This window comes from Variovorax sp. GW823-FHT04F07, from assembly GCF_058795995.1.
The window spans coordinates 402,653-427,364 of record NZ_JBXAIG010000001.1 but is presented as its reverse complement, the minus strand read 5'-3'; the positions used below and the strand labels follow the sequence as shown (position 1 = coordinate 427,364).

Sequence of the window (24,712 nt, the reverse complement as noted above, 5' to 3'; positions counted from 1 at the left end):
AGATGGGCATGAGCCTGATCGCGCTCGGCGGAGGCTACGCGGCGCTTCAGGCTCGATCCATCGGGCGCTAGTTGTCGCCCGCGGCAGTCGCACGATGAACGCAGGAGCTCATCCGCATCGCGGCCATCCGAGCGACATTCTTCGCACCGCGATTCGAAAGGCCGCGTCACTTCCCACTCGCCCCTCTGCCACGCGTCGCTGTCGCCCGGCTCGGCTGCAGGCCCTGCGCGACTTCGAGTAGCAAGCTGCGGAGCCAAGCGATCGCAGGATCGCGCTCCTGGTACTTGTGCCATTGCATGTGCTCGGCAAACGCAGGGATCTCCACTGGACACTCGACGACGCGCAGCGGAAAGCGCTCGGCGATCTGCTGCGCCAGCCGTGTCGGCAGCGTGGCGATGCGCGGCGTTCCGACCAACAGCGGCGGCACCAGGGTGAAGCTGGGCGCGATGACGTCCTGCCTGCGGGCGCGCTTGCCCACGGCGATCAACTGCTGGTCATAGGTCAGGCGCCGACCACCGCCCCACTCGACACCGATGTGCGAGGCCTCGAAATACTGCTCCGCCGTGAGCTTCTTCGTCATGCCGAAATGCTCGGGACTCACGAGACATGAAAACGTGTCCTCGAACAACAACTCGGAAGGATGCCCGGGCACGATGGCGAACTGCGGCGTGATGAGCAGCTCGATCTCTCCGGCCTGCAACAGGTCGCGAGACTGCGGGCTTCTGGCGCGCAGGTCGAACTCCATCCGAGGCGCTGCGCTGGCCGCACGCCTGACCACCTCCGACAGCAACACCGAGATGACGTAGTCCGAGGAATCGATGACGAAGCGCCGCTGCGAGGTGGTCGGGTCGAACGTCGGCTGCGCCCGGGCGATGGCCTGCACACGCAGGAGCACGTCGTGGACCGGTTTGACCAGTTCGGCAGCCAGCGGCGTGAGGACGAATGACTTGCCGATCGGCTGCAGCAACTCGTCCTTGAAGTACTCGCGCAGGCGCCGCAAAGACAAGCTGGTCGCAGGCTGGCTGAGGAAGACGCGCTCCGAGGCGCGCGTCACGCTGCGGGTGGTCAGGAGTGCGTCGAGCACGACGAGGAGATTCAGGTCGAGTTTGTCGAATCGCATGTCGGTTCTTCCATTTGCGCGGCAAATGACAATACTTTAAACAATTCATTTGTCGCATGGATGTGGGCTGCGAACAATCGAGCCCATCGAGGGACGCCTCGGTCCGTCACCTCACTCACCCGGAGACAAACAAGAATGACCTCATCGCTCGCGCGGCATGCAGCTGCGCCAAGATCCGGCTTGCGCCGTTCGCCTGCCAGGCACATCCATCTGGTGGCCGCGTGCGCGGCATGGGCTGCCACGAGCGCGGGCGCCCAGAGTTCCATCACCCTGTCCGGAAAGGTGGAAATGTCCGTCGACCACCTGCGCATCTCCTCGCCCAACGGCAGCTCCCGCACGCTGACGGCGCTGTCCAGCGACTCGTCGCGCCTGATCTTCGAAGGCGTCGAGGACCTGGGTGGCGGCTGGGGCGCGAAGTTCAAGCTCGATCATGGCTTCAACGCAGACACCGGCACTGTGGGTTTCGGCGGAATCTACTTCGGCCGCGAGGCCATGGTTGGGCTGGTGACGCCCTATGGCGAATTGCGGCTGGGTCGCAACTACATCCCCATGGACGACCTCACCGGGCCGCTCGATCCCTTCTACTTCACCGGCATCGGCGCAGCCTGGCCGATGACCCTCTTCACGCCGCGCATCAACAATTCGGTCAAGTACCTCAGCCCGCGCATGGGCGGCTTTCAAGTGCGTGCGCTTGCCAGTGCCAGCGAAGGCGTCAGGGGTGCGCAATACACCGGCCTGGGCGTCTCTTACAACGACACGAATTTCGACCTACACGCGGCCTACACCATCCAGAAGAACGCGGTGCCCGCCGGCGATCGCAAGGAATTCATGGTGGGCGGCGACTACAAGTTCGGCGGTCCGCGCCTGACCGGTTTCTACATCCAGCGCAACGATCCGGGCCAACCCCGACGTTCCTCGGCATTGGTCGGCACAAACTGGCCGCTCGGCGCCGGTGAAATCCGCGCGAGCTACCTGGTCGAGCGGCAAGGGGCAAGCAAGGCCTCCAGAGTCGCCCTCCAGTACATGCACTTCCTCTCTCGGCGCACGGCCGTCTTTGCCGGCATCGCACGCCTGAACAATGGCGCGGGCTTCTCCGAAACACTAAATCCAGCGCTGCCCGTTCTCGCCAAGGGCGAAGACGTCATGGGCACGCAACTCGGCGTTCGCCACAGCTTCTGACGCGGCCCTTCAAGAAAAAAGGACATCCCAATGAGACGAACCTTCCTGACCTTCTGCGCCGCAGCCACCGCACTGCTGGCGCTCACGCCAGCCTTCGCGCAAGAGACGGCGTATCCCAACAAGCCCATCCATGTCGTGTTTCCCTATCCTGCAGGCTCTTCGCTGGAAGTGGTGGGACGCCTGGTGTCGGAACGCGCCTCGCGCATCCTCGGCCAACCGATCGTCTTCGAGAACAAGGCCGGCGCCAACGGCATCCTCGGCACCACCCAGGTGGCCCGGGCCAAGCCGGACGGCTACACGCTGGCACTGACGACGACCTCGGCCCTGCTCCTGAACAGCCTGCAGCGCAAGGACCTGCCCTACGACCCGGTGCGCAGCTTCACGCCGGTCATTGCCGTCGCTGACATCCCGGTGGGCCTGATCGTCAGCTCGCGGCTGCCCGCGACCGACCTGCGCGCACTCGTAGAGCAGCTGAAGAAGCAGCCGGGGCAGCCCTATGCGAGCGTCGGCATCGGCTCCTTCAACCACCTGCTGATGGAGCAGTTCAAGGCGGTGGCGGGCGTGGACATGCTCCACGTGCCCTACCAGGGCGCCGCGCCCATCATCCCTGAACTGCTCAGCGGTCGCGTGGACGTGACGGTGCTTAGCGTCGGGTCGGTGCTGGGGCAATGGAAAGCGGGACAGGTGCGGGTGCTGGCCTTCATGTCGGACAAGCGCCTGGCATCGCAGCCGGGCGTTCCGACGATGACGGAAGTGTTCCCGTCGTTCCGCCCGTTCGGCAACTGGATGGGCTTCGTCGCACCGGCGAACACGCCGGAGCCGATCGTGCGCAAGCTCAACGCCGCCTTCGCCCAGGCGCTTCAGCTGCCGGAGGTGCGAAAGAAGATCGAGGAAGAACAGTGGCGCGTCATGGGCGGCTCGCCGCAAGACCTGGCGCGCCTGATTTCGAATGATCGCCCGATGGTCGAAGCGGCCATCAAGGCAGCGGGCATCCAGCCTGAATAGGGAGCAAACAAACATGCAGTCATGGGATGTCATCGTGGTGGGGGGTGGCCCTTCGGGCTTGACACTAGCCGCCGAACTGGCGGGTGCGGGCGCGAAGACGCTGGTGCTCGAACGCAGGACCGAGGGCGTGCAGTCGCGGGCGGGGACCATCCTGCCGCGCGTGCTCGAGTTGTTCGATGCGCGTGGCATTGCGGATCGGTTCATCGAGCGCACGCGCGAGATCGTGCCGTACCCGTTTCGGCCTTCGCACATATGGGCCGGCTTTCATCCGATTCGCTGGCAGTACCTGGAAAGCCGATTCGGCTTCACACTGGGATTGCCACAGAACTTCACCGAAGAAATCCTCTGGCAATGGGCGACCGAGAGCGGCGCGCAAATTCGCCGCGGCACGGAACTGCAGTCCTTCGAGCAGGATGGCAGCGGCGTGACCGTGTCGGTCACCGATGCCCAGGGGGCGCCAGCGACGCTGCGCGCGCGCTACCTCGTCGGCGCGGACGGCGGCCGCAGCACGGTGCGCTCCGGTGCCGGCATCCCGTTCGATGGCCATTCCGGCACCTTCCGCGGCATCGTCATCGATGCGCACCTGGATGCGCCCTGGCCCGGAGGACGCATCAACGTCGACAACGAGATGGGCTGGGTCCGCGGTTACGCCTTCGGTGAAGGCATCACCCGTTTCAACATCGTCCATCGCGACCGACGCGTGGCACCGAAGAATGAACCCGTCACCCTGGAAGAAGCGCTGAAATGCATCGCGGACGTGCACGGCACCGACTACGGCATCACCAGCCACCGCTGGGCATCGCGCTTTGACGACCAGATGCGTTCGGTGCCGTCGCTGCGAAAGGGTCGCGTGTTCCTGGTGGGCGAGTCGGCCCGCATCCACTATCCAGCCAGCGGCGTCGGCATGAACTTCTGCCTGCAGGATGCCTTCAACCTGGGGTGGAAGCTGGCCAACGTGGTCAACGGCCATGCCGATGAGTCGACACTGGACAGCTACGACGCGGAGCGCCTGCCTGTCATGCGCGCCCTGCTGGAGAGCGTCAAGGCGCAGTGTGTGCTGCAGTTCAACTTCGACGAAAGCGGCCTCACACTCAAGCGGCGCATGGCCGAGCAGATCATTCCGCTGCCGGACGTGCAGCGCAAACTGGTGCTGGAGTTGTGCGGGCTGGAAGCGCCGTATCCGCACGAAGCAGGCAACCACGCGCTGACCGGTTGCCGCCTACCCGACTTCGACCTCCTCACGCTCGATGGCCGGTCGCTTCGGCCGGCCGAGCTCCTGCGCGATCGCAAGTTCCTGCTGCTCGATCTGGAAGGCCAGAGCCGCCAGTTCGAAGCGCTGCAGTGCGCTGGCCTGCCCTTGAACGTCGTCAGCGCCCGCGTCGGCCGTGTACCGGCAGAGATGGACGGCGTGACGGGCATCCTGGTGCGCCCGGACGGCTACGTCGCCTGGGCCAGCAGCGCCTTGGCACGGGCCGGTGAGGTCGAGGCGCAACTGGGCCGCTGGCTCACGCGGAGCAAGCAGTGAACACCCACCGCACCCTCCTGGCCGGTGGCTGGGTCCTGAGCATGGACCCCACCATCGGCGACCTGCGCCGCGGCGACGTCCTGATCGAAGGCGAGCGCATCGTCGCGGTCGCCCCCCACATCGAGACCGAAGCGGCCGAGCGCATCGACGCGCAACGCATGATCGTCATGCCGGGCTTCGTAGACACCCATCGGCACACCTGGCAAACCTGCGTGCGGCATCGCTATGCGGACATCGATCCTCAGATCTACTTCGCGGAAATGCTCGGCGCCAAGGGCGCTGCTTTCCGCACCGAGGACGTCTATGCCGGCACCCTGCTGGGCGCGGTGTCGGCCCTGGACAGCGGAACGACCACGATGCTGGACTGGTCGCATGTCCAGAACACACCGGAGCATGCGGACGCCGCGATCCTGGCCTTGCGCGACGCCGGCATCCGGGGTGTCTTCGCCCATGGCTGGCCGCTGGTCGAGGGGCATTCCTGGATGTTCGACAGCGAACGCGGTCATCCGCAGGACATCCGCAGGCTGCGCAGCCAGTACTTCTCTTCAGACGACCAGTTGCTGACGCTGGCGATGGCCGGGCGCGGCCCGGAAATGGCACGCCGCGAGGTCTGGCTGCAGGACCTGCGCCTGGCGCGCGAACTGGACATTCGCTCCACCATCCACATGGGCGCGTATGCGCGCAATGCACCGGTCCGCGCGATCGCCCAGATGCACCAGGCCGGCGTGCTGGGCGACGACCTTACCTTCGTTCATTGCTGCTTCTGCGGGGACGACGAACTGGCCATGATGGCCGACGCGGGCGTGACGGCCTCGTTGGGCGTGCACTGCGAACTGAACGCGCAGGGAATCGGCGATATCCCATTCGACCGGCTGCTAGCCGCCGGGATCCGTCCCAGCCTGAGCGGCGATACCGAAACGAAATGCGCTGGCGACATGTTCACGCAGATGCGCCATGCCTTTGCGCACTACCGCTCCTGGATGGGTGGCGGCCATTCGAAGGCCGCGAACGCACCACCGACCATCACCTTGCGTGACGTGCTCGAGTTCGGCACGATCGCCGGTGCAAAGGCCACCGGGCTGGCGCACAAGACGGGATCGCTGACGCCGGGCAAGCAGGCCGACCTCATTCTGGTGCGGCAGGACGACCTGAACCTCACCCCCGTGTCCGACGCCGTCGGGGCCATCGTGCTGGCCGCGCACCCAGGCAATGTCGATTCCGTCTACGTCGCCGGACGCGCGGTGAAGCGCAATGGCCGCATGCTGCACATCGATGTCGACGCGCTGCGCGCCCGCGCCTTCAACTCGCAACGACACGTGCTGGGGGAGATGTGATGCCGGCCATGCCGCAGCTTGATCCCCAACTCGCCGTGGTGGTTGCTGCCCTGCAGGCACGCGGTGCGCCCCCACCGTTCAGCGGCACGCCGGACGAGGCGCGCGGTCGCATGCGCGCCGCGGTCCTTGCCGCGCGCGAGCGCTCCGGATTGCCGGATGTGCAGTCTGTGGAGGACACGATTGCCGCGCACGCAGACGTGCGCGTTCCGGTGCGCGTGTACCGCCCGCATTCGCACAGGCCGTCGCTGCCGACCGTCGTCTTCTTCCACGGCGGCGGCTTCGTGCTCGGAAGCGTCGAGCTGATGGACGACATCGCGCGCAAGCTGTGTCGCGACATCGAGGCGGTGGTGGTGTCCGTGGACTATCGACTCGCGCCGGAGCATCCCTTTCCCGCCGCGCACGACGACGCGCTGGCTGCCACGTTGTGGGCGCTGGCCAACGCCGTGGCCCTCGGTGGCGATCCTGCGTGCGTGGCCGTGGCAGGGGAAAGCGCGGGCGGCAGTCTCGCTGCCTCGTCGGCTATCCAGGTTCGCGACCGCGGCTTTGCGCTCGCGGGTCAGCTGCTCATCGTGCCCGGCGTCGATTTCGCACGCGACACGGTCAGGCTCGAGAGAAACGATGGGTGTGCGTATCCAATGCTCACGCCGCACGACCTGCGGGAGGTGGCGCGGCTCTACCTGGGCACGGCAGCGGACCGTGCGACGGACTTTCCTCCGTCTCCCCTGCACTGCGCAGACTTGGGCGACTTGCCCGCCACGGTCATTGCCGTGGCAGGGTGCGACCCCCTGTACAACGAGGGGCTGGCCTATGCGGCGCGGCTGCAGGCGGCTGGCATTGCCACGCAGGTGCTGCGCTACGAAGACATGTTCCATCCCTTCTTCGGGTTCTTCGAGGTCTCAGAGGCTGCACGGCGCGCCAATGACGAAATCTGCAGCTGCTTCGCAGCGACCCTGCGTGCCCGCCCCGACGACACAAAGGAGGCTGAGGTATGAATCAAGCCCCCCATGCGTCGGTCCATTCGGTCGACCGCTTCGTGTTCAGCGTGCCCGACCTGCATGAGGCCGAGCAGTTCTACCGCGCCTTCGGCCTGGACGTGCGCCGCGAAGGCAACCGCCTGGCGCTGCACACCTTCGGCCATCCGCATTGCTGGGCCTGGGTCCATGCATCGGGCCGGTCGAAGCAGCTCGAGTACGTGCGCTATGGCGTGCATGCGCATCAGCTGGATGCCTTGCGGGAACGCATTGTCACGGCTGGCCTCGAGGCACAGCCGCACCCGCTGGGCGATGCCGAGGGCGTCTGGCTGCGCAACCCGGACGGCACACACCTGCAGCTCGTGGCAGCGTCGAAGGTGTCGCCCTCGCACAAGTCCCGCCCGGTCGTGACACCGCCCGTCGCACCGGGCCATGGCGCCGCGCCAGCGCGCAGCCGCGCGCTGCAGGTTCGCCCCCGTTACCTGTCGCACGTGCTTTTCTTCACGCCCGACGTGCCGCGAATGATCCGCTTCTCGCAGGAAATCCTGGGCCTGCGGTTGTCCGATCATTCCGGCGACTTGATCGCCTTCCTGCATGGAGCCCATGGCTCCGATCATCATCTGGTGGCCTTCGCAAAGTCGCACGCGGCCGGCCTGCACCATTCGAGCTGGGACGTGGGCAGCATCGACGAGGTCGGGCGCGGCTCCGAGCAGATGCGCAATGCCGGCCATGGGCGAGGCTGGGGCGTGGGGCGGCACGTGCTCGGGTCGAACTACTTCTACTACGTGCGCGATCCGTGGGGCAGCTATGCCGAGTATTCGCACGACATCGACTACGTGCCGGCCGACAGCGAGTGGCCCGCGGCAGACCATCCGCCAGAAGACTCGCTGTATGTGTGGGGGCCTTCGCTCCCCCCCGATTTCATCACCAACCTGGAGCAGCCGGCATAAGCCGGCCTTGAAAGCCACACCATGAGACTCATCGCCTTTATCGCCAGCAACGGCCTGCCCGCCTTGGGGCTGCGAACCGGTTCGCAGGTCGTCAACCTCACCGAAGTCGGATTGCCGTCGACGCTGGACGCGCTGCTCAAGCACCCCGACGGACTGAGCGCAGTGAAGGATGCCGCCGCCCGCGCGACGCAGCACCTGGCGTTCGCCGAGCTGAAACTGCTGCCGCCGCTTCAGAACCCCTCCAAGGCCTTCGCCATCGGCCTGAACTACGTCGATCACGCCTCGGAAAGCAACTTCGAGCCGCCCAAGCACCCGGTCCTGTTCCAGCGCTTTCCCTCTTCATGGGTCGCACACGGCGAGCCCCTGGTGCGCCCGCGGGTCTCCACGCAGTTCGACTATGAGGCGGAACTCGTGGCCATCATCGGCAAGGCCGGCCGCTATATCGCCAAGGAGGATGCGCTGGCGCACGTGGCCGGTTACGCCATTTTCAACGAGGGTTCCATCCGCGACTACCAGTTCCGCTCCGGCCAATGGCTGTGGGGCAAGAACTTCGATCGCAGCGGCGGCTTCGGCCCCGAGTTCGTCACCGCAGACGAACTGCCGACGGGCGCCAGCGGCCTGCAGCTGACCTGTCGCCTGAACGGCGAGGTGCTGCAAAGTGCCAACACGCGCGACATGATCTTTGACGTGGCGACCTTGGTCGCTGCGTGCTCGGAAGGCATGGAATTGCAGCCGGGCGACATGATCATCACCGGCACGCCCTCGGGGGTGGGCTTGGCGCGCACGCCGCAGATCTGGCTCAAGCCGGGCGACGTCTGCGAAGTGGAGATCGAAGGCATAGGCATTCTGCAAAACCCCGTGATCGACGAAGTGTGGGCCTGAGGCCTGATCGCCCTGCTCCGCAGCCGCGGGAACAATGGCAGGCGTGCCGCGCGCAAATGGGGAGCGGCTCGTTCTTGACGGACAGCTCCTCTCAAGCCGAGCCTCTCGAACGTCGGCAACCCATTTGAAGGGGGTATACCCCAAGGGCGGCTATGCAGCGATTGCCCTAGTCGGGATCGGAACAATCGATGTCTGCAACGAGGCCAATACCCGACAACCAAGGCAGTGTGAATCGCTGCGGGGCTCAGTCCAGATCGGGCTTCGTAGGTAGGGTCAGTACGCCGCGACGCATGCCCTCGCCGCCCGCCGAAGTTGCGCGCTTCGGCGGCCAGAGGGTGCGAGAAACCAGCAGGAGGACACCGTATCCATTGAATGCATCAGCGCGTGTCGAATCCTTCCCGCGCCACCCAGAACGGGCGACGCGCGTTCTCTTCGCGAATGCCTTCACAGACCAGCCTGTGCCAACACTGCTGCGTACACAGCGCCACGACGCCTAGCTAGGTGACGTGCAGGTGAAGCTGGACGCCGCGTCGGGATCGCCGGTGCCGTTGTACTTTGGAAACTGCGGGTGCCTGCACATCGGCCGCTGCATGCCCTTGCCCGGCTCGACGCTGCGCGTGGCCACGATCTCGCGGGCGCTGGGATGGGTGCCGGTTTCGATCCAGTCGAACATCGGGGTGATGAGGTCGACGCTGTCCGGGCCCTTGCCGCCTGCCGGCGTGGCGGCGCAGTGGTCGTTGCCTGCCAGCACGTAGTACTCGACGAACCGGTCGGCCGCGGCCTGCCCGCCCGCTGCGGCGACGACCTTGCGGTAGTAGTCCGTGGTGTTGTTCTGCGTGATCAGCCAGTCGGTGGTGCCGTGCATGAGCAGCATCTTGCCGTTGCGGGCCCGGAACCCGCTCAGGTCGGGGTTGACTGCATCGATCAATCGGGCGAGGTGGTCGAGTCGGTTCGTGTACTGCAGCGGGTCGACGTTCAGCGGGTCTGCGGACGGGTCTTGCGCCACGAAGTACTTCATGTAGTCGCCGCCGAGAATCTGAAACGTGGTGCCTCCGATGGCCTGCCACGATGCGTCGTCGGCGGTCTCGCCGCCGACATAGGGAAAGGCCGGCCATGTGTAGCGACCACCCGCCACATCGGTGGGCTCGTACAGGACCTTGGCGGACGCCAGCTGCGCGTCGGTCAGGCAAGAGTCTGCGTCGGCGCCCGTGCATCGGAGCTTGGCCAGATCGGGCTTGCAGGCCTCGGGGTGGCTGATGATGCCGTCCTTCAGGCCGTCGAGTGCATCGCATTGGGACTGCATGAAGTTCGCGAGGGTCTTGACCTTCGGGATGCTCAGGCCCGCCTCGGGCTGGGCCAGCTGCTTGAGTATTTTTTGATACCAGAGGAACTGGCCCGTGTAGGCATTGGCCGGGGCGCGCGCAATCACGCCGTCGAACAGGTCGGGATGCCGTTGCGCCTGGATCAACGCCTGACGCCCACCGCCCGAACAGCCCTCGTAGACAAACTTCGAGCGGCCGACCGATTCGCCATAGCGCGAGCGGAGCACGGCCTTCGCCGATGCAAGCACCTTGGGCACGGCACCGTCTGCGTAGTCCTGAAGCAACTGGGGGTCCATAGCGAAGGAGCCATTGGGATGCTTGGCCGCATCGTGTCCATGGTTCGTCGCGATGGTCGCGTAGCCGCTTTCCGCGACGCCAGGGCTGTAGGCGCTGGGGTAGATGGCGCCGTCGAAGCCGCCGCCGCCGATGAACAGGACACGCTGGTTCCAGCTGCTGGGCAGCTTGACTTCGAAGGCGAGTTCCGGCGGCATCTCGCCGCGCACGATGCAGGTCTCCGGCGTGGTGTCTGTCTGGGGCGTCAGCGTCGCCTGCGTGATCGTGGCGCCTTCGAAGGCCCGGCTCAGGAAGCTGTTGCACGCGGCCTGCGCGCTTCCGGCAGCGGACGGGAACAGCGCGGGTGGCGAGTTGCCACCACCGCTGCCGCTGCCGCCGCAGGAAGCAAGCAGCGCCGCAGCAGCCACCACGGACCACGAGATGATGCGCCGGTGGGTGTCGCGTCGGCATGTGAGAGGGGCTATCTTCATTCTTTGTCTCCTTGTTGGGGCAATGCCCCCGTGAACGCGCACGCTGGCGCGGAAAGCACTCATGCGGCGGGCGTGAAAAGCACCGTGCCCTGCGCGAGCACGCTGGTCCTGTCGTCTGCGCTCTTGATCGCACCTTGCAATTCGAGAACGCAGCCGCCCTTCGAATGCGCGGCCATCGACGTCACGCGCCACTCGATGAGTACCGTCTCGCTCGCCCGTACGGGACGCAGCAGGTCGACCGAGAAGTTCATGCCCAGCACCTCCCCCCTCGTAGCGAAGTGACTGGCGGTCAGCCCCATCAGCAGCGAGGTGGTGTGGGTCGCACTGGCGATCAAGCCGCCGAAGCGCGTGCCCTGTGCAAACGCGGCATCGTGGTGCAGCGGGTTCTCGTCTCCCGCGGCCAGCGCGAAGGCACGCACTTGCGCTTCGTCGAAGGTGTGGGGTCGCGAGAAGCGATAGCCGGGCCCGACAGGCCCCAGGGCCGCGGCCGCTTCGCACTCAACCATGGCTCGCGAGCCGGGTGATGGCGTCCTGGCTTCCGGCCTGCTGGCGCAAGCGGAACTTCTGGATCTTTCCCGTGGCCGTCTTCGGCAAGGGGATGAAGATCACGCGGCGCGGACACTTGAAGTGCGCCAGCCGCTCGCGGCAGAACGCAATGATCTCTTGCTCGGTGGGCGCGGCGACACCGGCCTTCAGCTCGATGAACACGCACGGCACCTCGCCCCACTTGGGGTCGGGCTGCGCCACCACGGCGGCATGCAGCACCGCCGGGTGTCCATGGACGACGTCTTCGATTTCGACCGACGAGATGTTCTCGCCGCCCGAGATGATCACGTCCTTCGACCGGTCGGTGATCTGCGCATACCCGTTGGCATGCAGGACCGCGACGTCACCGGTGCGGAACCAGCCGTCGGCGAGCGCCTTGCGCGTTGCCGCCTCGTTCTTGAAGTAGCCCATCATCACGGTGTTGCCGCGCAGCATGAGCTCGCCCGCCGATTTGCCGTCGGGCACGACGGGTTCGAGGGTGTCGGCATCGCCGACCATGAGGCCTTCGAACATGGCGGCGCGCACGCCCTGGCGCACGCGCAGCGCCCCCTGCTCGGCGGGCGCTAGGTCGTCCCAGCCGTCCTGCCACACGCAACTCACCGGCGTGCCGGAAACCTCCGTGATTCCGAAGACGTGCTCCACGTCGAAGCCCATCGCCAGCACCGCGTTCAGCACGGCGAGCGGCGGCGGTGAGCCGGCCGTCAGCACGCGCACGGGGCGCGGCAGCCGGGTATCTTTCGCCGCGTCCGCGAGCATCGCCATCACGACCGGCGCTGCGCAGAGGTGATCGATCTGATGGCGCTCGATGGCCTCCAGCACGGCGTCGGCAGACACCCGGCGCAGGCAGACATGGGTGCCCGCCGCCGCAGTCACGGCCCAGGTGAAGCACCATCCGTTCGCGTGGAACATGGGCAAGGTCCACAGGTACTTCGGCGCCCGTGGCATCGCCCAGTTCGTGATCTGCAGCAGGCTCATGAGGTAGGTGCCGCGATGGCTGGCGACCACGCCCTTGGGGTCTCCGGTCGTGCCGGAGGTGTAGTTCAGGGCGATGGGTTGCCACTCGTCGCTGGGCCAGCGACCGGCAAAGTCCGGGTCTCCGTTCGCCAGCAGCGATTCGTAGTCGGTCTCGCCGATGGGTTCGCCGGGTGGTGCGAGGTGGTCGTTGATGTCGATGACCGCAGGCGCACGGTCGAGCAGCTTCAGCGCTGCGGCCACCGTGGCGGCGAACTCGCGATCGACCATCAGCAATTTGCACTCGCCGTGGCGCAGGATGAACGCGATGCCTTCGGCATCCAGGCGATGGTTGATTGCGTTGAGCACCGCGCCGGCCAGCGGAATGCCGAAGTGGGCCTCCAGCATGGCCGGCGTGTTGGGCGCGAGCACCGAGACGGTGTCGCCCGGTTCGATGCCTCGCATCGCCAGCGCGGACGCCAGGCGATGGCAGCGCTCGCGCGTCTGCGCCCAGGTTCGCGTCAGCTCGCCGTGCACCACCGCCACGCGGTTCGGATGCGCGAGCGCCGCGCGGTCGAGAAAGCCCAGCGGCGTGAGCGGCACATGATTTGCCGCGCAGCGTTCGAGGCCCCGTGCATAGGATGGCGCGCTCATGCGGTGGTCTCCTTGGAGGTGTCGTGGAAGGTCGTAAACGCGGAGACTGGCTCGCGCTCGGTGACGAGTGAGTTCTCGACCGACGAGGTGTCGGCGTAGCCCAGGCTCATGCCGCAAACCAGCATCTGGCCGACGGGAATGTTCAGCAGGTCCGCGATCTGGCGATGGAATTTCAGGAACGCGGCCTGTGGGCAGGTGTGAAGGTTGCGGCCGCGTGCGGCCACCATCACGCTCTGCAGGAACATGCCGTAGTCCAGCAGGCTGCCTTCCTGGAGTTCACGGTCCACCGTGAAGAACAGGCCCACGGGCGCATCGAAGAAGCGGTAGTTGCGACCGTGCTGCAGGTGCATGCGCTGCTTGTCGCCCTTGGCGATGCCGAGCAATCCGTAGAGGTCCCAGCCGACCTTGCGGCGCCGCTCCAGGTACGGCGAAAACCATTCCCGCGGGTAGTAGTCGTAGGGCTCAAGCAGCTCGCCCGACCGGCCGGGATCGTCGTCGAGCACGGCAATCGCCGCCGACAGACGGGCCTTGGCAGGCCCCGTCAGCACATGCACATGCCAGGGCTGCATGTTCATTCCGGAGGCGCTGTAGCGCGCCGTCGAGAGGATCGCCTCGACCTCTTCCCGGGGCACCGGCCGGGGCAAGAACGCCCTGACGCTGCGCCGAGTGGCAATGGCCCAGTCGACCGCTCCTTGCAGCGCGTGTGCCTCCAGCGGCGGCGCCATCATTCGGTTCATTGAGGTTTCCTTGCTATTTCGAAGCCGGGCGAATCGCCCCGTCCACACGGCTCGCTTCGCCGGTGGCTGCGCGCGCGGCCTTGGCCTGAGTCGACGCGGCGCGCGACTGGTTCACGAACGAGACCGCTGCCGCGCCGATGACGCCGGCCAGCGCGATCGCCATGAAGTTCTGCTCGATGGGCAGGCTCAGCGACACGAGCCAGCCGATCAGAATCGGCGCAGCAATGGCGCCGATGCGGCCGACACCCGAGGCGAAGCCGACGCCGGTCGAACGCACGGCCGGTGGATAGAAATCGCCAGCGTAGGCATAGGCCAGCAGTTGCGTTCCGAGCGTGGACGCACCCACCACGAACACGGCAACAAACAGCAGCTCGGTCGATTTCGTGTACGCGAGCGCGGCCAGCGACGCAGCCCCGACCACGTAGAACGCCACCAGCACATGCTTGATGTTGAACTTGTCGCTCAGCAGACCGCCGCCGATCGCGCCCACGATCGCGCCGACGTTGAAGACGATCACGAAGTTCAGGGCCGAGCCCAAGCTGTATCCCGCCATGGCCATGAGCTTGGTCAGCCAGGAGTTCAGCGCGTAGACCATGAACAGCCCCGTCATGAAAGCCACCCAGATCATCACGGTGCTGAACGCGCGTCCGGCGTCGAACAGGGTGCGCACCGGCGCGTCGTGCAGGCGGTCGGTGGACGCGCCGACATACACGGTGCCGGCTGCGTTCGGCTGCTCCGGCGCGAGCTTGGCCGCGATCTCCCCGAGCTGCCGCTGGTCACCCTTCTTGAGAAGAAACGACAGCGATTCGGGCATCGTTTTCAGGATGAGCGGAATCAGCAGCACGGGCAAGCCGGCCACATAGAACACCCATTGCCATCCATGGCTCTCGATGAGCTGCTTGGCGGTGAGCGCGACCAGAATGCCGCCCACGGAGTAGCCCGCGAAAACCATCGTCACCAGGCGCGTACGCAGCTTCGCCGGTGCGAACTCGCCCATCTGCGCGGTCACGATGGGCAACACCCCGCCGATGCCGAGGCCCGCGATGAAGCGGGCGACGCTGAAGCCGATGGGTTCGGTGGCCAGCCCAGTCAGCGCCGTGAAGACACTGAAGAGCGCCACGCACACCGCGATCATGCGAGGGCGGCCGATGCGGTCTGCCAGGGTGCCCAGGAAGATCGCGCCCAGCATGGTTCCGAACAACGCCGACCCGGCCATGACGCCGGCGCTCGTGGCATCGACGCCCATGTCTTTCATGATCGATGGCAGCGCGGCGCCCACGACCGCCAGGTCATAGCCGTCGATGACCAGGATCAACACGCACCACCAGAGCACGAGCCCGTGAAAGCCGTTGAACCGGGAGGGCCCCGCCAACGCGTGAATATCGACCTGCTTGCCGGCCTGCTGCATGTTTTCGTCTCCTGTCGTTTGATCTGTCGCGAGATGCGATGTCGACGGGAGGTTAGTTCTGCAGGCGGCACGCTTCCATGCCCGCGCGTCTCGATCTGGATGGGGCGTTCGGACATGTCGGCATCCCTGCCGGACGCCGGAGCTTCGGCTTATTGCGGCGCGGGTGCGGACGAGCGATAGGCGCCCGGGCTGACGCCTGTCCATTTCTTGAAGGCGCGATGGAAGGCGCTGGTTTCCTGGAAGCCGGTGCGGGCAGCGACTTCGGCCACCGTCAGCGACGCGCTCGACAAGAGGTCGATGGCGATGTCCCGCCGCAGGTCGTCCTTCACGCGCTGGTAGCTCACGCCCTCCTGCTGCAAGCGGCGTTGCAGCGTGGTGCCGGAAACGCAGAGTTCCTGTGCGAGCTTTTCGAGTTCGGGCCACGCCTCGGGCATCTGGCTTCGCAACCTGTTGCGCACCTGGGCGCTGGTGCTGGCGTCGTTACGGTACTTGACCAGCAGGTTGGCCGGCGCTTCCCTCAGGAAGTTGTCGACCGTGGCGGGCGACTCCGCAATCTTCAGGTCCAGCAGATCGCTTGCGAAACTGATGTGCGTGGTCTCGCCATTGAATTTCACGCTCTCGCAAAAGCGCGTTCGGTAGTGGCTGTCGTCGCCGGGCGGCGGGCATCGGAACTGCATCTCGCGCAGGGGAATGCGCCGGTGCACGAGCCAGCAGGCCAGGCCATGGACCAAGATGAACCAGGTGCCGTAGCCGAACAGCCGGCGCAGCACGCCGCCGTCATGCAGCACGACGCGCGCCTCGTCGCCGTCGCAGACCAGCTCGCCGCGGAAATCGTCCAGCGTGGCGTGGAGGAACCTCAGGATGCGGCGCAATGCGTGCGCGAGGTTGTCGGCGTTGACGGCGGCGCGCGTCATGAGCGCATAGCTGCCGCGGCGAAGCCCGTGGCTGTCCAGGCCGAAGAACTCGTCGTCCATCAGGTCGGCCAGCGCCACCCACATCTGCGAGTACGCCGCCGCCGAGATGCGCGCGCGCGGCGCGTTCAACAGCTCGCGGTCGATCTTGGCGCTTTCGAGGACGCTGCTGATGTCCATGTTTCTCAGCGCCGCGGCGTGGATCGCCTCGTGCACCAGTTCAATGGACACGGTTCCCTTCAAGCCTGCAGACTTCATACGCACTCGCTCAAGAATCAGTGGTGGGGCGAGCTCTTTATAAGCGCGTTTCGCGCTGTGCAGGATGCGGCCTCAGGGGACCCGCAGCGTCCGCAGCAATGAGATGCCGCCGACCTCTGTCGTGGGCTGTCGCGGAAGTTGTGCGACTAGGTGCTCTGGGAACCGGAAGCGCCAGGCGTCATCGAGGAAAGCCTCGACAGGACGGCGCTGCGGCAGACATCCAGAATTTCATCGGCCAGTGGCGAGTCGTCAGGACACGCCCGCGACAGCACGATGGCACCGACTGCCTGCGCAATGAGGTCGATCCGCCTGGCGCGTGCGTCGCCGCCCTGATCGTCCTCCTCTGGCGCGTCGAACTGGTTTCCCAGGGTCATCAGCAGGTTTTCAATGCCGGTCGCAAACGCCGTCTTGATCGACTCCGGTTGGCGCGCAGCATCTGCGCACAGGGCGGCCATCGTGCAACCGTCACCCGGTGCATCTCGGTGTTCACGGGACAGATAGTGATGGACAAATGCCATCGCATCGACGCCTTCGGCCTTGGCGGCCGTCTGCGCAAAACCGCAGGTCGCGGCTTGCGCCATCAGGTCGGCCTTGGATTCGAAGTGCTTGTAGAACCCGCCGTGGGTGAAGCCTGCGAACGCCATCAAGTCCGCAATCCCCACCCCGTCGTAACCACGCTCGCGAAACAGCGTGGAGGCCGTCTCGACGATGTGCGCCCGGTTCGCCTGTGCCTGCGCCTTGGTGACCTTCATGTCCAGGACCTCTCTAGATGTGCCATCGGTGAAGCCATGAATATACATTGATGTCGATCATCATCAAAGTCCTTGACATCAAAGATGATGATCGACATCATTAAGCCAACTTACCTTGGAAGGCTTCCGAAAATGAGCGATACCCACCTGACCGCACCCACCCGCTTCGTCGAAGTGGATGGCGAAAAATTCGCCTATCGCCGCTGGGGCAACACCTCCAGCGGACAGCCCCCTCTGTTCTTCGTCCAACATTTCCGCGGCGGCCTGGACCACTGGGATCCCCTGTTGACCGATGGTCTGGCCGCAGGCCGCGAGGTCATCCTTTACAACGGTCGCGGCATTGCCTCCTCGACCGGCACGCCCCGCAACCGGATCGAAGACATGGCGGACGACATCGCCCTGGTGATCCGGGCGCTGGGTCTGTCCCAGGTCGATCTGCTTGGTTTCTCAATCGGGGGCTTCCAGGTGCAGGAGGTCGTGCTGCGTCACCCGCAACTGGTTCGCAAGCTCGTCCTGCTCGGCACCGGACTGCGCGGCGGCGATCCGAAGATGGAGCCCAGGGTGCTGGAGGTCGCGCCGAACCCCGTACCGACCGCGGATGACTTTCTCTACCTGTTCTTCGGCCGCTCGGAGGCTGCCAAGCAGGCAGGCCTGGCCTTCTGGGAGCGCCGCCACCAGCGCGTCGATCAGGACCCGCCCAGCTCGATGGCCGTCGCTCAAGCCCAAGCCGAGGCGCACGCCGCCTACCTGCAGCCGTTACCGGGTGCGAACCCCTATGCCTTCCTGAACGCCGTCACGCAGCCGACCCTGGTGCTCAACGGCGTCGACGACATCATGATTCCCACGATCAACTCCTGGCATCTGTCGCAGAACATTCCCAACGCGCAGCTGTTGATCTATCCCGACGCCGGACACGGCGCGCAGTTCCAGTATCCCGAGCGCTTCCTGCAACACGCGATCCAGTTCCTCGAGGAGTGATGCCGTAGCGCATCCCCGTCCCCGCCCGATCAACGACGACACAGCAAACAAGCATGACTGACAAGACGCTCTTCGAGCCCTACACACTTGGCTCACTCCAACTGTCCAACCGCATCGTGATGGCGCCGCTGACGCGCAATCGGGCAGGCGCGGGTCTGGTGCCCAGCGAGTACGCCGCCACCTACTACGGTCAGCGCGCCTCGGCGGGCCTGATCATCACCGAGGCCACCCAGATCTCGGCCGATGCCCAGGGCTACCAGGACACCCCGGGCCTGTACACGCCGCAGCAGATCGACGGCTGGCGCAAGGTGACCGACGCCGTTCATGCCAAGGGCGGGCGGATCTTCGTGCAGTTGTGGCACGTGGGCCGCATCTCCCACGTCGACCTGCGCCCTGGTGGCACCGCGCCGGTGGCCCCCTCCCCCATCCGCGCCGCGACCAAGACCTTCGTCAACAACGGTTTTCATGACGTCTCCGAGCCACGTGCCCTGACCCTGGATGAGATTCCAGGCATCGTCGAGGATTTCCGCCAGGCTGCGGCCCATGCGATCACTGCGGGGTTCGACGGCGTCGAGGTCCACGGTGCCAACGGCTACCTGCTGGAGCAGTTCATCAAGGACGGTGCCAACACCCGGACGGACGCGTACGGCGGCTCCATCGAGAACCGCGCGCGCCTGTTGCTCGAAGTCACGGCCGCCGTGGCGAAGGAAATCGGTGCCGAGCGCACCGGTGTGCGCCTCTCGCCGGTGTCGTCGGCCGGCGCCATTTCGTCCAGCGATCCGCAGTCGCAGTACGACTACATCGCCGAGCAACTCAATGCGATGGGCATCGTCTACCTGCATGTGGTCGAAGGCGCCACCGGGGGGCCGCGCGATGCCGCACCGTTCGATTTCGACGCCTTGCGCACTCGCTTCAAGAACACCTACCTGGCCAACAACGGGTATGACCTCGAACTGGCCAACGCCCGCCTGATCGAGGACAAGGCCGACCTGTTCGTCTTCGGCCGCCCCTTCATCAGCAACCCCGATCTGGTCGAAAGGCTGGAGATCGGCGCACCCCTCGCCGCGCTGGACCCCACCACGCTGTATGGCGGTGGCGCCAAAGGCTACATCGACTATCCGACCCTCGCTGATTCCAGCGTCCGGTAGTCGTTTTTCCACGCTGCATGTCGCGGCATGGACTCACCCTTTCGATCACGAGCAAAACACATGACCTCTCATTCCACTGTTCTCATCACGGGCGCCTCGACCGGCATTGGCGCCATCTATGCCGACCGCTTCGCACGCCGCGGCCACGACCTCGTGCTGGTGGCGCGCGACAAGGCGCGGCTGGAAACGCTCGCGGCGCGCCTGCGTGAGGAAACCGGCGCTGCCGTCGATATCCTTGCGGCCGATCTGACCCAACCCGGCGACCTGGCCGCCGTCGAGACGCGACTGCGCGAGGACGCCAGGATCGAGACCCTGATCAACAACGCCGGGGCCGCACTGTCCGGCCCGTTCATCGACCAGTCGACAGACGATGTCGCCCGCTTGGTCAGCCTCAACACCACCGCACTCGTGAGGCTGGCGAGCGCCATCGCCCCGCGCCTGGTGCAGGCCGGCAAAGGCGCGATCGTCAACATCGGCTCGGTGGTCGGCCTGGCGCCCGAGTTCGGCATGTCGGTCTACGGCGCGACCAAGGCCTTCGTGCTGTTCCTGTCCCAGGGGTTGAGCCTGGAGCTCGCGCCCAAGGGCGTCTACGTGCAGGCGGTGTTGCCGGCCGGCACCCGCACCGAGATCTGGGAGCGCGCGGGCATCGATACCCGTGCGATGCCCGACCTGATGGGAGTAGAAGAGCTGGTGGATGCCGCGCTGACCGGATTCGACCGCCGTGAACTCGTGACCATCCCGCCGTTGCACGATGCCGCGCGCTGGGAGGTGCTGAACACGGCACGTCAGGCCCTGGTCGCGGACATTCGGCAGGCGCACGTGGCGGAGCGCTATCGAACCGCCGCCTGAAACGGCAAGAACGCCAGAACGGAAGGAACAGCACATGACATTCAAGGCACTGCTCGCCAGCAAGACCGGCGACACCATTTCAAGCAGCCTGGTCGACTTCAAGGAAGAGGACCTGATGCCGGGCGACGTCACCGTCGCGGTCGAGTACTCGACGGTGAACTACAAGGACGCGATGGCGCTCAGTGGCCGGTCACCGGTCATTCGCCAGTTTCCGCTGATTCCGGGCATCGACTTTGCCGGTGTCGTCGAGTCGTCGACTTATCCCGGCATCGCAGCCGGCGACCGTGTGCTGGCCAACGGCTGGGGACTGAGCCAGACGCACCACGGCGGCTTTGCGCAAAAGGCGCGGGTGAGCGGTGATTGGCTGGTCAAGGTTCCCGAGGTGTTTTCGACCCGGGATGCCATGGCCATCGGCACCGCCGGGTACACCGCCATGCTGTCGGTGCTCGCGCTCGAGCATGGTGGCCTGACGCCCGAGCACGGCGACATCCTGGTGACGGGCGCCAATGGCGGCGCCGGCTCCGTGGCGATCGCGCTGCTGTCGAGCCTGGGCTATCGCGTGATCGCGTCGACCGGGCGTCTCGAGGAATCCGATTACCTGCGTGCGCTGGGCGCGGCGGACATCATCGACCGTCACACCCTGTCCGAAGCGGGCGCACCGATCGCCAAGGAGCGATGGGCCGGGGCCATCGATTCGGTCGGCAGCCATACCTTGGCAAACGTCCTGGCGCAGACCCGGTATCGCGGCGTGGTCGCGGCCTTCGGGCTCGCACAGGGCGCGGACCTGCCGGCATCTGTCCTGCCCTTCATCCTGCGCAACATCACCCTCGCCGGTATCGACTCGGTCAATGCGCCGCAGCCTGCGCGGCTGCAGGCGTGGTCGCGTCTGGCCAGCGACCTGGACCTGGACAAGCTGGCACGGACCACCAAGGTGATCGGATTGGCAGAGGTTCCTGACGTTGCCAGCCAGGTACTCGCAGGGAAGGTCCAGGGGCGCACCATCGTGGATGTGAACGCCTGACCGGATCGCGCATGCCCTTCATCGACGCTCCCAACCTCTCGATCGATGTCGACGGGACTGCATTCGCGTACCGCGACCTGGGGCCGCGCGATGGCGTGCCTCTGGTCCTGCTCAACCACTGGGGCGCGGTCCTCGACAATTTCGACCCGCGGATCGTCGATGGACTTGCCCGCAGGCATCGCATCATCGCCATCGATTACCGAGGGATCGGCGCTTCAGGCGGAACAGCGCCTGTGACCATCGATGCGATGGCGCGGGATGCGATCGCGCTGGTCCACGCACTGGGCTTCGAGAAGATTGATCTGCTTGGCTTCTCCCTCGGAGGATTCGTGGCGCAGGACATCGTGCTGAAAGCCCCCGGCCTGGTGCGCCGACTCATCCTGACCGGCACAGGGCCGGCAGGCGGCACAGGCATCGAACGGGTCGGAGCGGTCTCCTGGCCGCTGATAGTCAAAGGCCTGCTGACGCTGCGGGATCCGAAGACCTTTCTGTTCTTCACCTCCACGGCCAACGGTCGTCAAGCCGCGAAAGCCTTCCTGGAGCGACTGAAGGAGCGCAAGGCGGATCGGGACAAGGGGCCGACGCCCCCTGCCTTCCTGCGACAGCTGAAGGCCATCAAGGCCTGGGGCCGGCAGGTGCCCCAGGATCTGGGCGGCATCCGCATCCCTGTGTTGATTGCGAATGGCGACAACGACATCATGGTGCCCACTGTGAACAGCCATGACATGGCGCGTCGCATCCCAGGCTCGCAACTGGTCATCTACAAAGACGCTGGGCATGGCGGGATTTTCCAGTACCACGGCGAATTCGTGCCCAAGGCGCTGGCCTTTCTCAATGACTGAACGACGGCATCTTTCGCAACCGGCTTCAGGCCGACTTTCCCGACCGCCCCCTGTAGTGCGGGGCTGCCCGAAGCGCATTCAATCAAACACTCTGGAAAAAAGTCGCCCATGAAAGCGTTCATCATCGATCGTTACGGAAAGAATGAAGTTGGCCGCATCGGCGAAACGCCCGAGCCCGAGGTGCGGGACGATGACGTCCTGATCCAGATCCACGCGGCGAGCATCAATGCCCTGGACTCGAAGATCAAGAGCGGCGAATTCAAATTGATTCTTCCCTACCACTTCCCCCTGATCCTGGGCAACGACCTGGCCGGTACGGTTGAGCGGGTCGGCGCTCGCGTTCGCAGCTTCAAACCGGGCGACGAGGTCTATGCGCGCCCCGACGACGATCGCATCGGCACCTTCGCCGAGTTCATCGCCGTCAAGGAATCGTCGCTGGCGCTGAAGCCCAAGAATCTCAGCATGGTCGAGGCCGCATCCGTTCCTCTGGTGGCCCTGACCGCCTGGCAGGTGCTGGTCGAAACCGCCAAGCTGAAAAAGGGGCAGAAGGTCCTGATCCATGCCGGCTCCGGCGGCGTCGGCACCATTGCCATCCAGCTTGCCAAGCATCTCGGGGCATTCGTGGCCACGACCACCAGCACGGCCAACGTCGCCTGGGTGAAGGCCTTGGGCGCGGACGTCGTCATCGATTACAAGCAGCAGGATTTCGCCACGGTGCTCCGCGACTACGACGTGGTGTTGAACAGCCTCGGCAACGGCGAGCTGAACAAATCCCTCCAGGTTCTCAAGCCGGGCGGGCATCTCATCTCCATCTCGGGGCCGCCCACCCCGGCGTTCGCCATCGCGCGAGGACTGGCCTGGCCGCTCAGGCAAGTGCTGCGCCTGTTGAGTTTCAGCATCAGGAACAAGGCAAAGAAGAACGGAGGCCACTACACCTTCGTCTTCATGCGGGCCGATGGGGCGCAGTTGCGAGAGATCACCGCCCTCATCGAGTCAGGCGCCATCCGCCCGGTCGTCGACAAAGTGTTCCCATTTCAGGACACCCACAAAGCACTGGCCTACGTCGACAGTGGGCGCGCCAAGGGCAAGGTCGTGGTGCAAGTGGTGTAGCTGCCGCCTGCCTGCGCTAGCGTCTTTGATCAGGCCCTTGCCCCGCCGACTCAGGCCATCGCACGGCCGACGCGCAAGCCTCCGGTGGCCTTGGCGTTCTGTACCCGCTCTGCATGACCAGGAGATCGACCTTGAGTTCATACACAACCGCCCGCATCGGCAAGCGCGCACTGGTGACCGGCGCATCTAGCGGCATCGGTGCGGCCATCGACGCGTGGACCCACATTTTCGCTGACGCTTGAACCGCCTGTATTCCAACGCGCACGCCTGTGGTTCTGCGCATCGGTGCGCAGAAGCGGGTCAGCGTTCGATGGAAAAGTGGGGCCAATGAGCGTGGGAATCCACATCAAAGGCCTCCCGCAGAAACGCGGAGTTCGAAACCTTCGAGATCCCGAAGGACTTGGACTACGACGTGGCCGTCCCAGCGGACGACATCAGGGCGCCTGGTCACGCCGCAGCAAGCTGGTTGCGCGATCCTGCTCGCTTCAGTGACAACCCGCAGGGAGGCGCGCATCCTTCGCACGTTGCCAGCTCACTGCGCGTCGATCCTCATCCGCGAACCTGTAGGCTTCAACCGGCTCACTAGAAAATCCAGCAGTGCCCGATGCACCGCCGTGCTGTGCCGGCGCTCCAGGTACACAGCGGACAGCCACATGTCGCTGCGAACGAACTCCGACAGCACGGGCACCAGTCGCCCGCTCTCGACGTAAGGCGCGAGCATCACCGAGGGCAAGTAGACGACGCCTGCGCCAAGCAGCGCCGCCTGGATGAGCGGACTGGCTTCCGTCGCATCCAACGGTCCACGGACCGGGACCTCGAGTGGCTGACCGTCGACTTCGAAGCGCCACTTGGGCAGCGGATTCAGATGGCTGCTGAACAGCGCGATGTGATGCGCAAGTTCGCCCGGATGAGCTGGCACACCATGCTTACGCCAGTAAACGGGAGCCGCGCAGACAGTGAGCTCCATCGATACCAGTTTTCGAACGATCAGGTTCTCATTGGCTGACGCGCCGAAGCGAAGCGCGATGTCGACGCCTTCCTCCGCAAGATCGACCATGCGGTTTGTGAGCACGAGACTGATGCTGACCTCCGGATAGTGGCCAAGAAAGGCGTTGATCAATGCCGGCAATTCGGTCAGTTCCATGCCGTAAGGCGCCGAGATGCGCACGCGCCCGCTGGGGATCCGCGCGCGGTCCTGGAGCTCGGCTTGCGTGACGTCGGCCAGTTCGAGCATGGGCCTGCTTCTTTCGAGCAGCAAGGCGCCAGCGTCCGTCAGGCTGACGGCATGGCTGGTCCGGTTCAGCAATCTGACACCGAACCGGCTCTCGAGTGCCGCGATGTATTTGCTGACGGTGCCCTTGGACAGCGAAAGATGCTTGGCCGTGCGGGAGAAGCTCCCCGAAGTGGCGACCTCGCTGAATGTGCGCAGGAGATCCAGGCTGTCCACAAATGTTCTCCTTCTTGTTGGTCAGGGCGACGCTCGGTACAAGCATCT

General features: G+C 65.5%; 22 protein-coding genes. 13 read left to right on the top strand and 9 right to left on the bottom strand.

Annotated elements, in window-relative coordinates:
- Positions 1 to 166: 166 nt before the first annotated feature.
- Positions 167 to 1,120, bottom strand: a complete 954-nt coding sequence (locus AC1RAA_RS02005) for a LysR family transcriptional regulator (protein ID WP_492726198.1) — start codon at positions 1,118 to 1,120, stop codon at positions 167 to 169.
- A 135-nt stretch (positions 1,121 to 1,255) separates the two neighbouring features.
- Between AC1RAA_RS02005 and AC1RAA_RS02000 the strand changes: the two genes are divergently transcribed.
- From AC1RAA_RS02000 to AC1RAA_RS01970, 7 genes are read left to right on the top strand one after another with little or no spacing between them, the layout of a single operon-like run.
- Complete coding sequence (locus AC1RAA_RS02000) at positions 1,256 to 2,299, top strand: porin (RefSeq protein ID WP_159277269.1); 1,044 nt, start codon at positions 1,256 to 1,258, stop codon at positions 2,297 to 2,299.
- Between the two features lie 30 nt (positions 2,300 to 2,329).
- Positions 2,330 to 3,304, top strand: coding sequence for a Bug family tripartite tricarboxylate transporter substrate binding protein (locus tag AC1RAA_RS01995; protein WP_390344562.1), 975 nt, complete (start codon positions 2,330 to 2,332; stop codon positions 3,302 to 3,304).
- 13 nt (positions 3,305 to 3,317) lie between these two features.
- Positions 3,318 to 4,829, top strand: a complete 1,512-nt coding sequence (locus AC1RAA_RS01990) for an FAD-dependent monooxygenase (RefSeq protein WP_492726197.1) — start codon at positions 3,318 to 3,320, stop codon at positions 4,827 to 4,829.
- Entirely contained in the window at positions 4,826 to 6,163 is a 1,338-nt protein-coding gene (locus AC1RAA_RS01985) for an amidohydrolase family protein (RefSeq protein WP_492726195.1), read from the top strand. The genes AC1RAA_RS01990 and AC1RAA_RS01985 overlap by 4 nt, the downstream gene beginning before the upstream one ends.
- Positions 6,164 to 6,171: 8 nt before the next feature.
- Positions 6,172 to 7,155, top strand: a complete 984-nt coding sequence (locus AC1RAA_RS01980; protein WP_492740531.1) for an alpha/beta hydrolase — start codon at positions 6,172 to 6,174, stop codon at positions 7,153 to 7,155.
- Entirely contained in the window at positions 7,152 to 8,084 is a 933-nt protein-coding gene (locus AC1RAA_RS01975) for a VOC family protein (RefSeq protein WP_062472329.1), read from the top strand. Before AC1RAA_RS01980 ends, AC1RAA_RS01975 begins: the two co-directional genes overlap by 4 nt.
- 21 nt (positions 8,085 to 8,105) lie before the next feature.
- The gene (locus tag AC1RAA_RS01970) at positions 8,106 to 8,966 is read left to right on the top strand and encodes a fumarylacetoacetate hydrolase family protein (RefSeq protein ID WP_492726191.1); all 861 of its coding nucleotides are present in this window, start codon (positions 8,106 to 8,108) and stop codon (positions 8,964 to 8,966) included.
- 493 nt (positions 8,967 to 9,459) lie between these two features.
- On the opposite strand, the gene AC1RAA_RS01965 is transcribed toward AC1RAA_RS01970, so the two are convergent.
- From AC1RAA_RS01965 to AC1RAA_RS01935, 7 genes are all read right to left on the bottom strand, one after another.
- On the bottom strand, positions 9,460 to 11,052 hold the full coding sequence (locus AC1RAA_RS01965) for a tannase/feruloyl esterase family alpha/beta hydrolase (RefSeq protein ID WP_159277275.1): 1,593 nt from the start codon (positions 11,050 to 11,052) through the stop codon (positions 9,460 to 9,462).
- Positions 11,053 to 11,111: 59 nt separating this feature from the next.
- Complete coding sequence (locus AC1RAA_RS01960; RefSeq protein ID WP_159277276.1) at positions 11,112 to 11,558, bottom strand: MaoC family dehydratase; 447 nt, start codon at positions 11,556 to 11,558, stop codon at positions 11,112 to 11,114.
- Positions 11,551 to 13,203: an AMP-binding protein gene (locus AC1RAA_RS01955; RefSeq protein ID WP_159277277.1), complete on the bottom strand. Its 1,653-nt coding sequence runs from the start codon at positions 13,201 to 13,203 to the stop codon at positions 11,551 to 11,553. Before AC1RAA_RS01955 ends, AC1RAA_RS01960 begins: the two co-directional genes overlap by 8 nt.
- The gene (locus AC1RAA_RS01950; protein ID WP_159277278.1) at positions 13,200 to 13,940 is read right to left on the bottom strand and encodes a nitroreductase; all 741 of its coding nucleotides are present in this window, start codon (positions 13,938 to 13,940) and stop codon (positions 13,200 to 13,202) included. The genes AC1RAA_RS01955 and AC1RAA_RS01950 overlap by 4 nt, the downstream gene beginning before the upstream one ends.
- A gap of 13 nt (positions 13,941 to 13,953) precedes the next feature.
- The gene (locus tag AC1RAA_RS01945; protein ID WP_492726188.1) at positions 13,954 to 15,348 is read right to left on the bottom strand and encodes an MFS transporter; all 1,395 of its coding nucleotides are present in this window, start codon (positions 15,346 to 15,348) and stop codon (positions 13,954 to 13,956) included.
- Between the two features lie 149 nt (positions 15,349 to 15,497).
- Positions 15,498 to 16,517 carry an AraC family transcriptional regulator gene (locus AC1RAA_RS01940; RefSeq protein ID WP_159270786.1) on the bottom strand — a complete coding sequence of 340 codons (1,020 nt, stop codon included), beginning with the start codon at positions 16,515 to 16,517 and terminating at the stop codon, positions 15,498 to 15,500.
- 146 nt (positions 16,518 to 16,663) lie between these two features.
- On the bottom strand, positions 16,664 to 17,269 hold the full coding sequence (locus AC1RAA_RS01935) for a TetR/AcrR family transcriptional regulator (RefSeq protein ID WP_159277280.1): 606 nt from the start codon (positions 17,267 to 17,269) through the stop codon (positions 16,664 to 16,666).
- 132 nt (positions 17,270 to 17,401) lie between these two features.
- On the opposite strand from AC1RAA_RS01935, the gene AC1RAA_RS01930 reads away from it, so the two are divergent.
- From AC1RAA_RS01930 to AC1RAA_RS01905, 6 genes are all read left to right on the top strand, one after another.
- On the top strand, positions 17,402 to 18,247 hold the full coding sequence (locus AC1RAA_RS01930; RefSeq protein WP_159277281.1) for an alpha/beta fold hydrolase: 846 nt from the start codon (positions 17,402 to 17,404) through the stop codon (positions 18,245 to 18,247).
- 53 nt (positions 18,248 to 18,300) lie between these two features.
- Positions 18,301 to 19,395 (top strand): alkene reductase, encoded by a 1,095-nt coding sequence (locus tag AC1RAA_RS01925; protein WP_139701796.1) that lies wholly within the window; start codon positions 18,301 to 18,303, stop codon positions 19,393 to 19,395.
- 60 nt (positions 19,396 to 19,455) lie between these two features.
- Positions 19,456 to 20,244, top strand: a complete 789-nt coding sequence (locus AC1RAA_RS01920; RefSeq protein WP_070059257.1) for an SDR family NAD(P)-dependent oxidoreductase — start codon at positions 19,456 to 19,458, stop codon at positions 20,242 to 20,244.
- A 34-nt stretch (positions 20,245 to 20,278) separates the two neighbouring features.
- On the top strand, positions 20,279 to 21,265 hold the full coding sequence (gene acuI, locus AC1RAA_RS01915) for an acrylyl-CoA reductase (NADPH) (protein ID WP_159277282.1): 987 nt from the start codon (positions 20,279 to 20,281) through the stop codon (positions 21,263 to 21,265).
- An 11-nt stretch (positions 21,266 to 21,276) separates the two neighbouring features.
- The gene (locus AC1RAA_RS01910) at positions 21,277 to 22,107 is read left to right on the top strand and encodes an alpha/beta fold hydrolase (protein WP_159277283.1); all 831 of its coding nucleotides are present in this window, start codon (positions 21,277 to 21,279) and stop codon (positions 22,105 to 22,107) included.
- A gap of 108 nt (positions 22,108 to 22,215) precedes the next feature.
- Positions 22,216 to 23,217 (top strand): NADP-dependent oxidoreductase, encoded by a 1,002-nt coding sequence (locus AC1RAA_RS01905; protein WP_070059260.1) that lies wholly within the window; start codon positions 22,216 to 22,218, stop codon positions 23,215 to 23,217.
- Between the two features lie 532 nt (positions 23,218 to 23,749).
- Here AC1RAA_RS01905 and AC1RAA_RS01900 read toward each other — a convergent pair.
- Positions 23,750 to 24,664: a LysR family transcriptional regulator gene (locus AC1RAA_RS01900; protein ID WP_070059261.1), complete on the bottom strand. Its 915-nt coding sequence runs from the start codon at positions 24,662 to 24,664 to the stop codon at positions 23,750 to 23,752.
- Positions 24,665 to 24,712 lie beyond the last annotated feature (48 nt).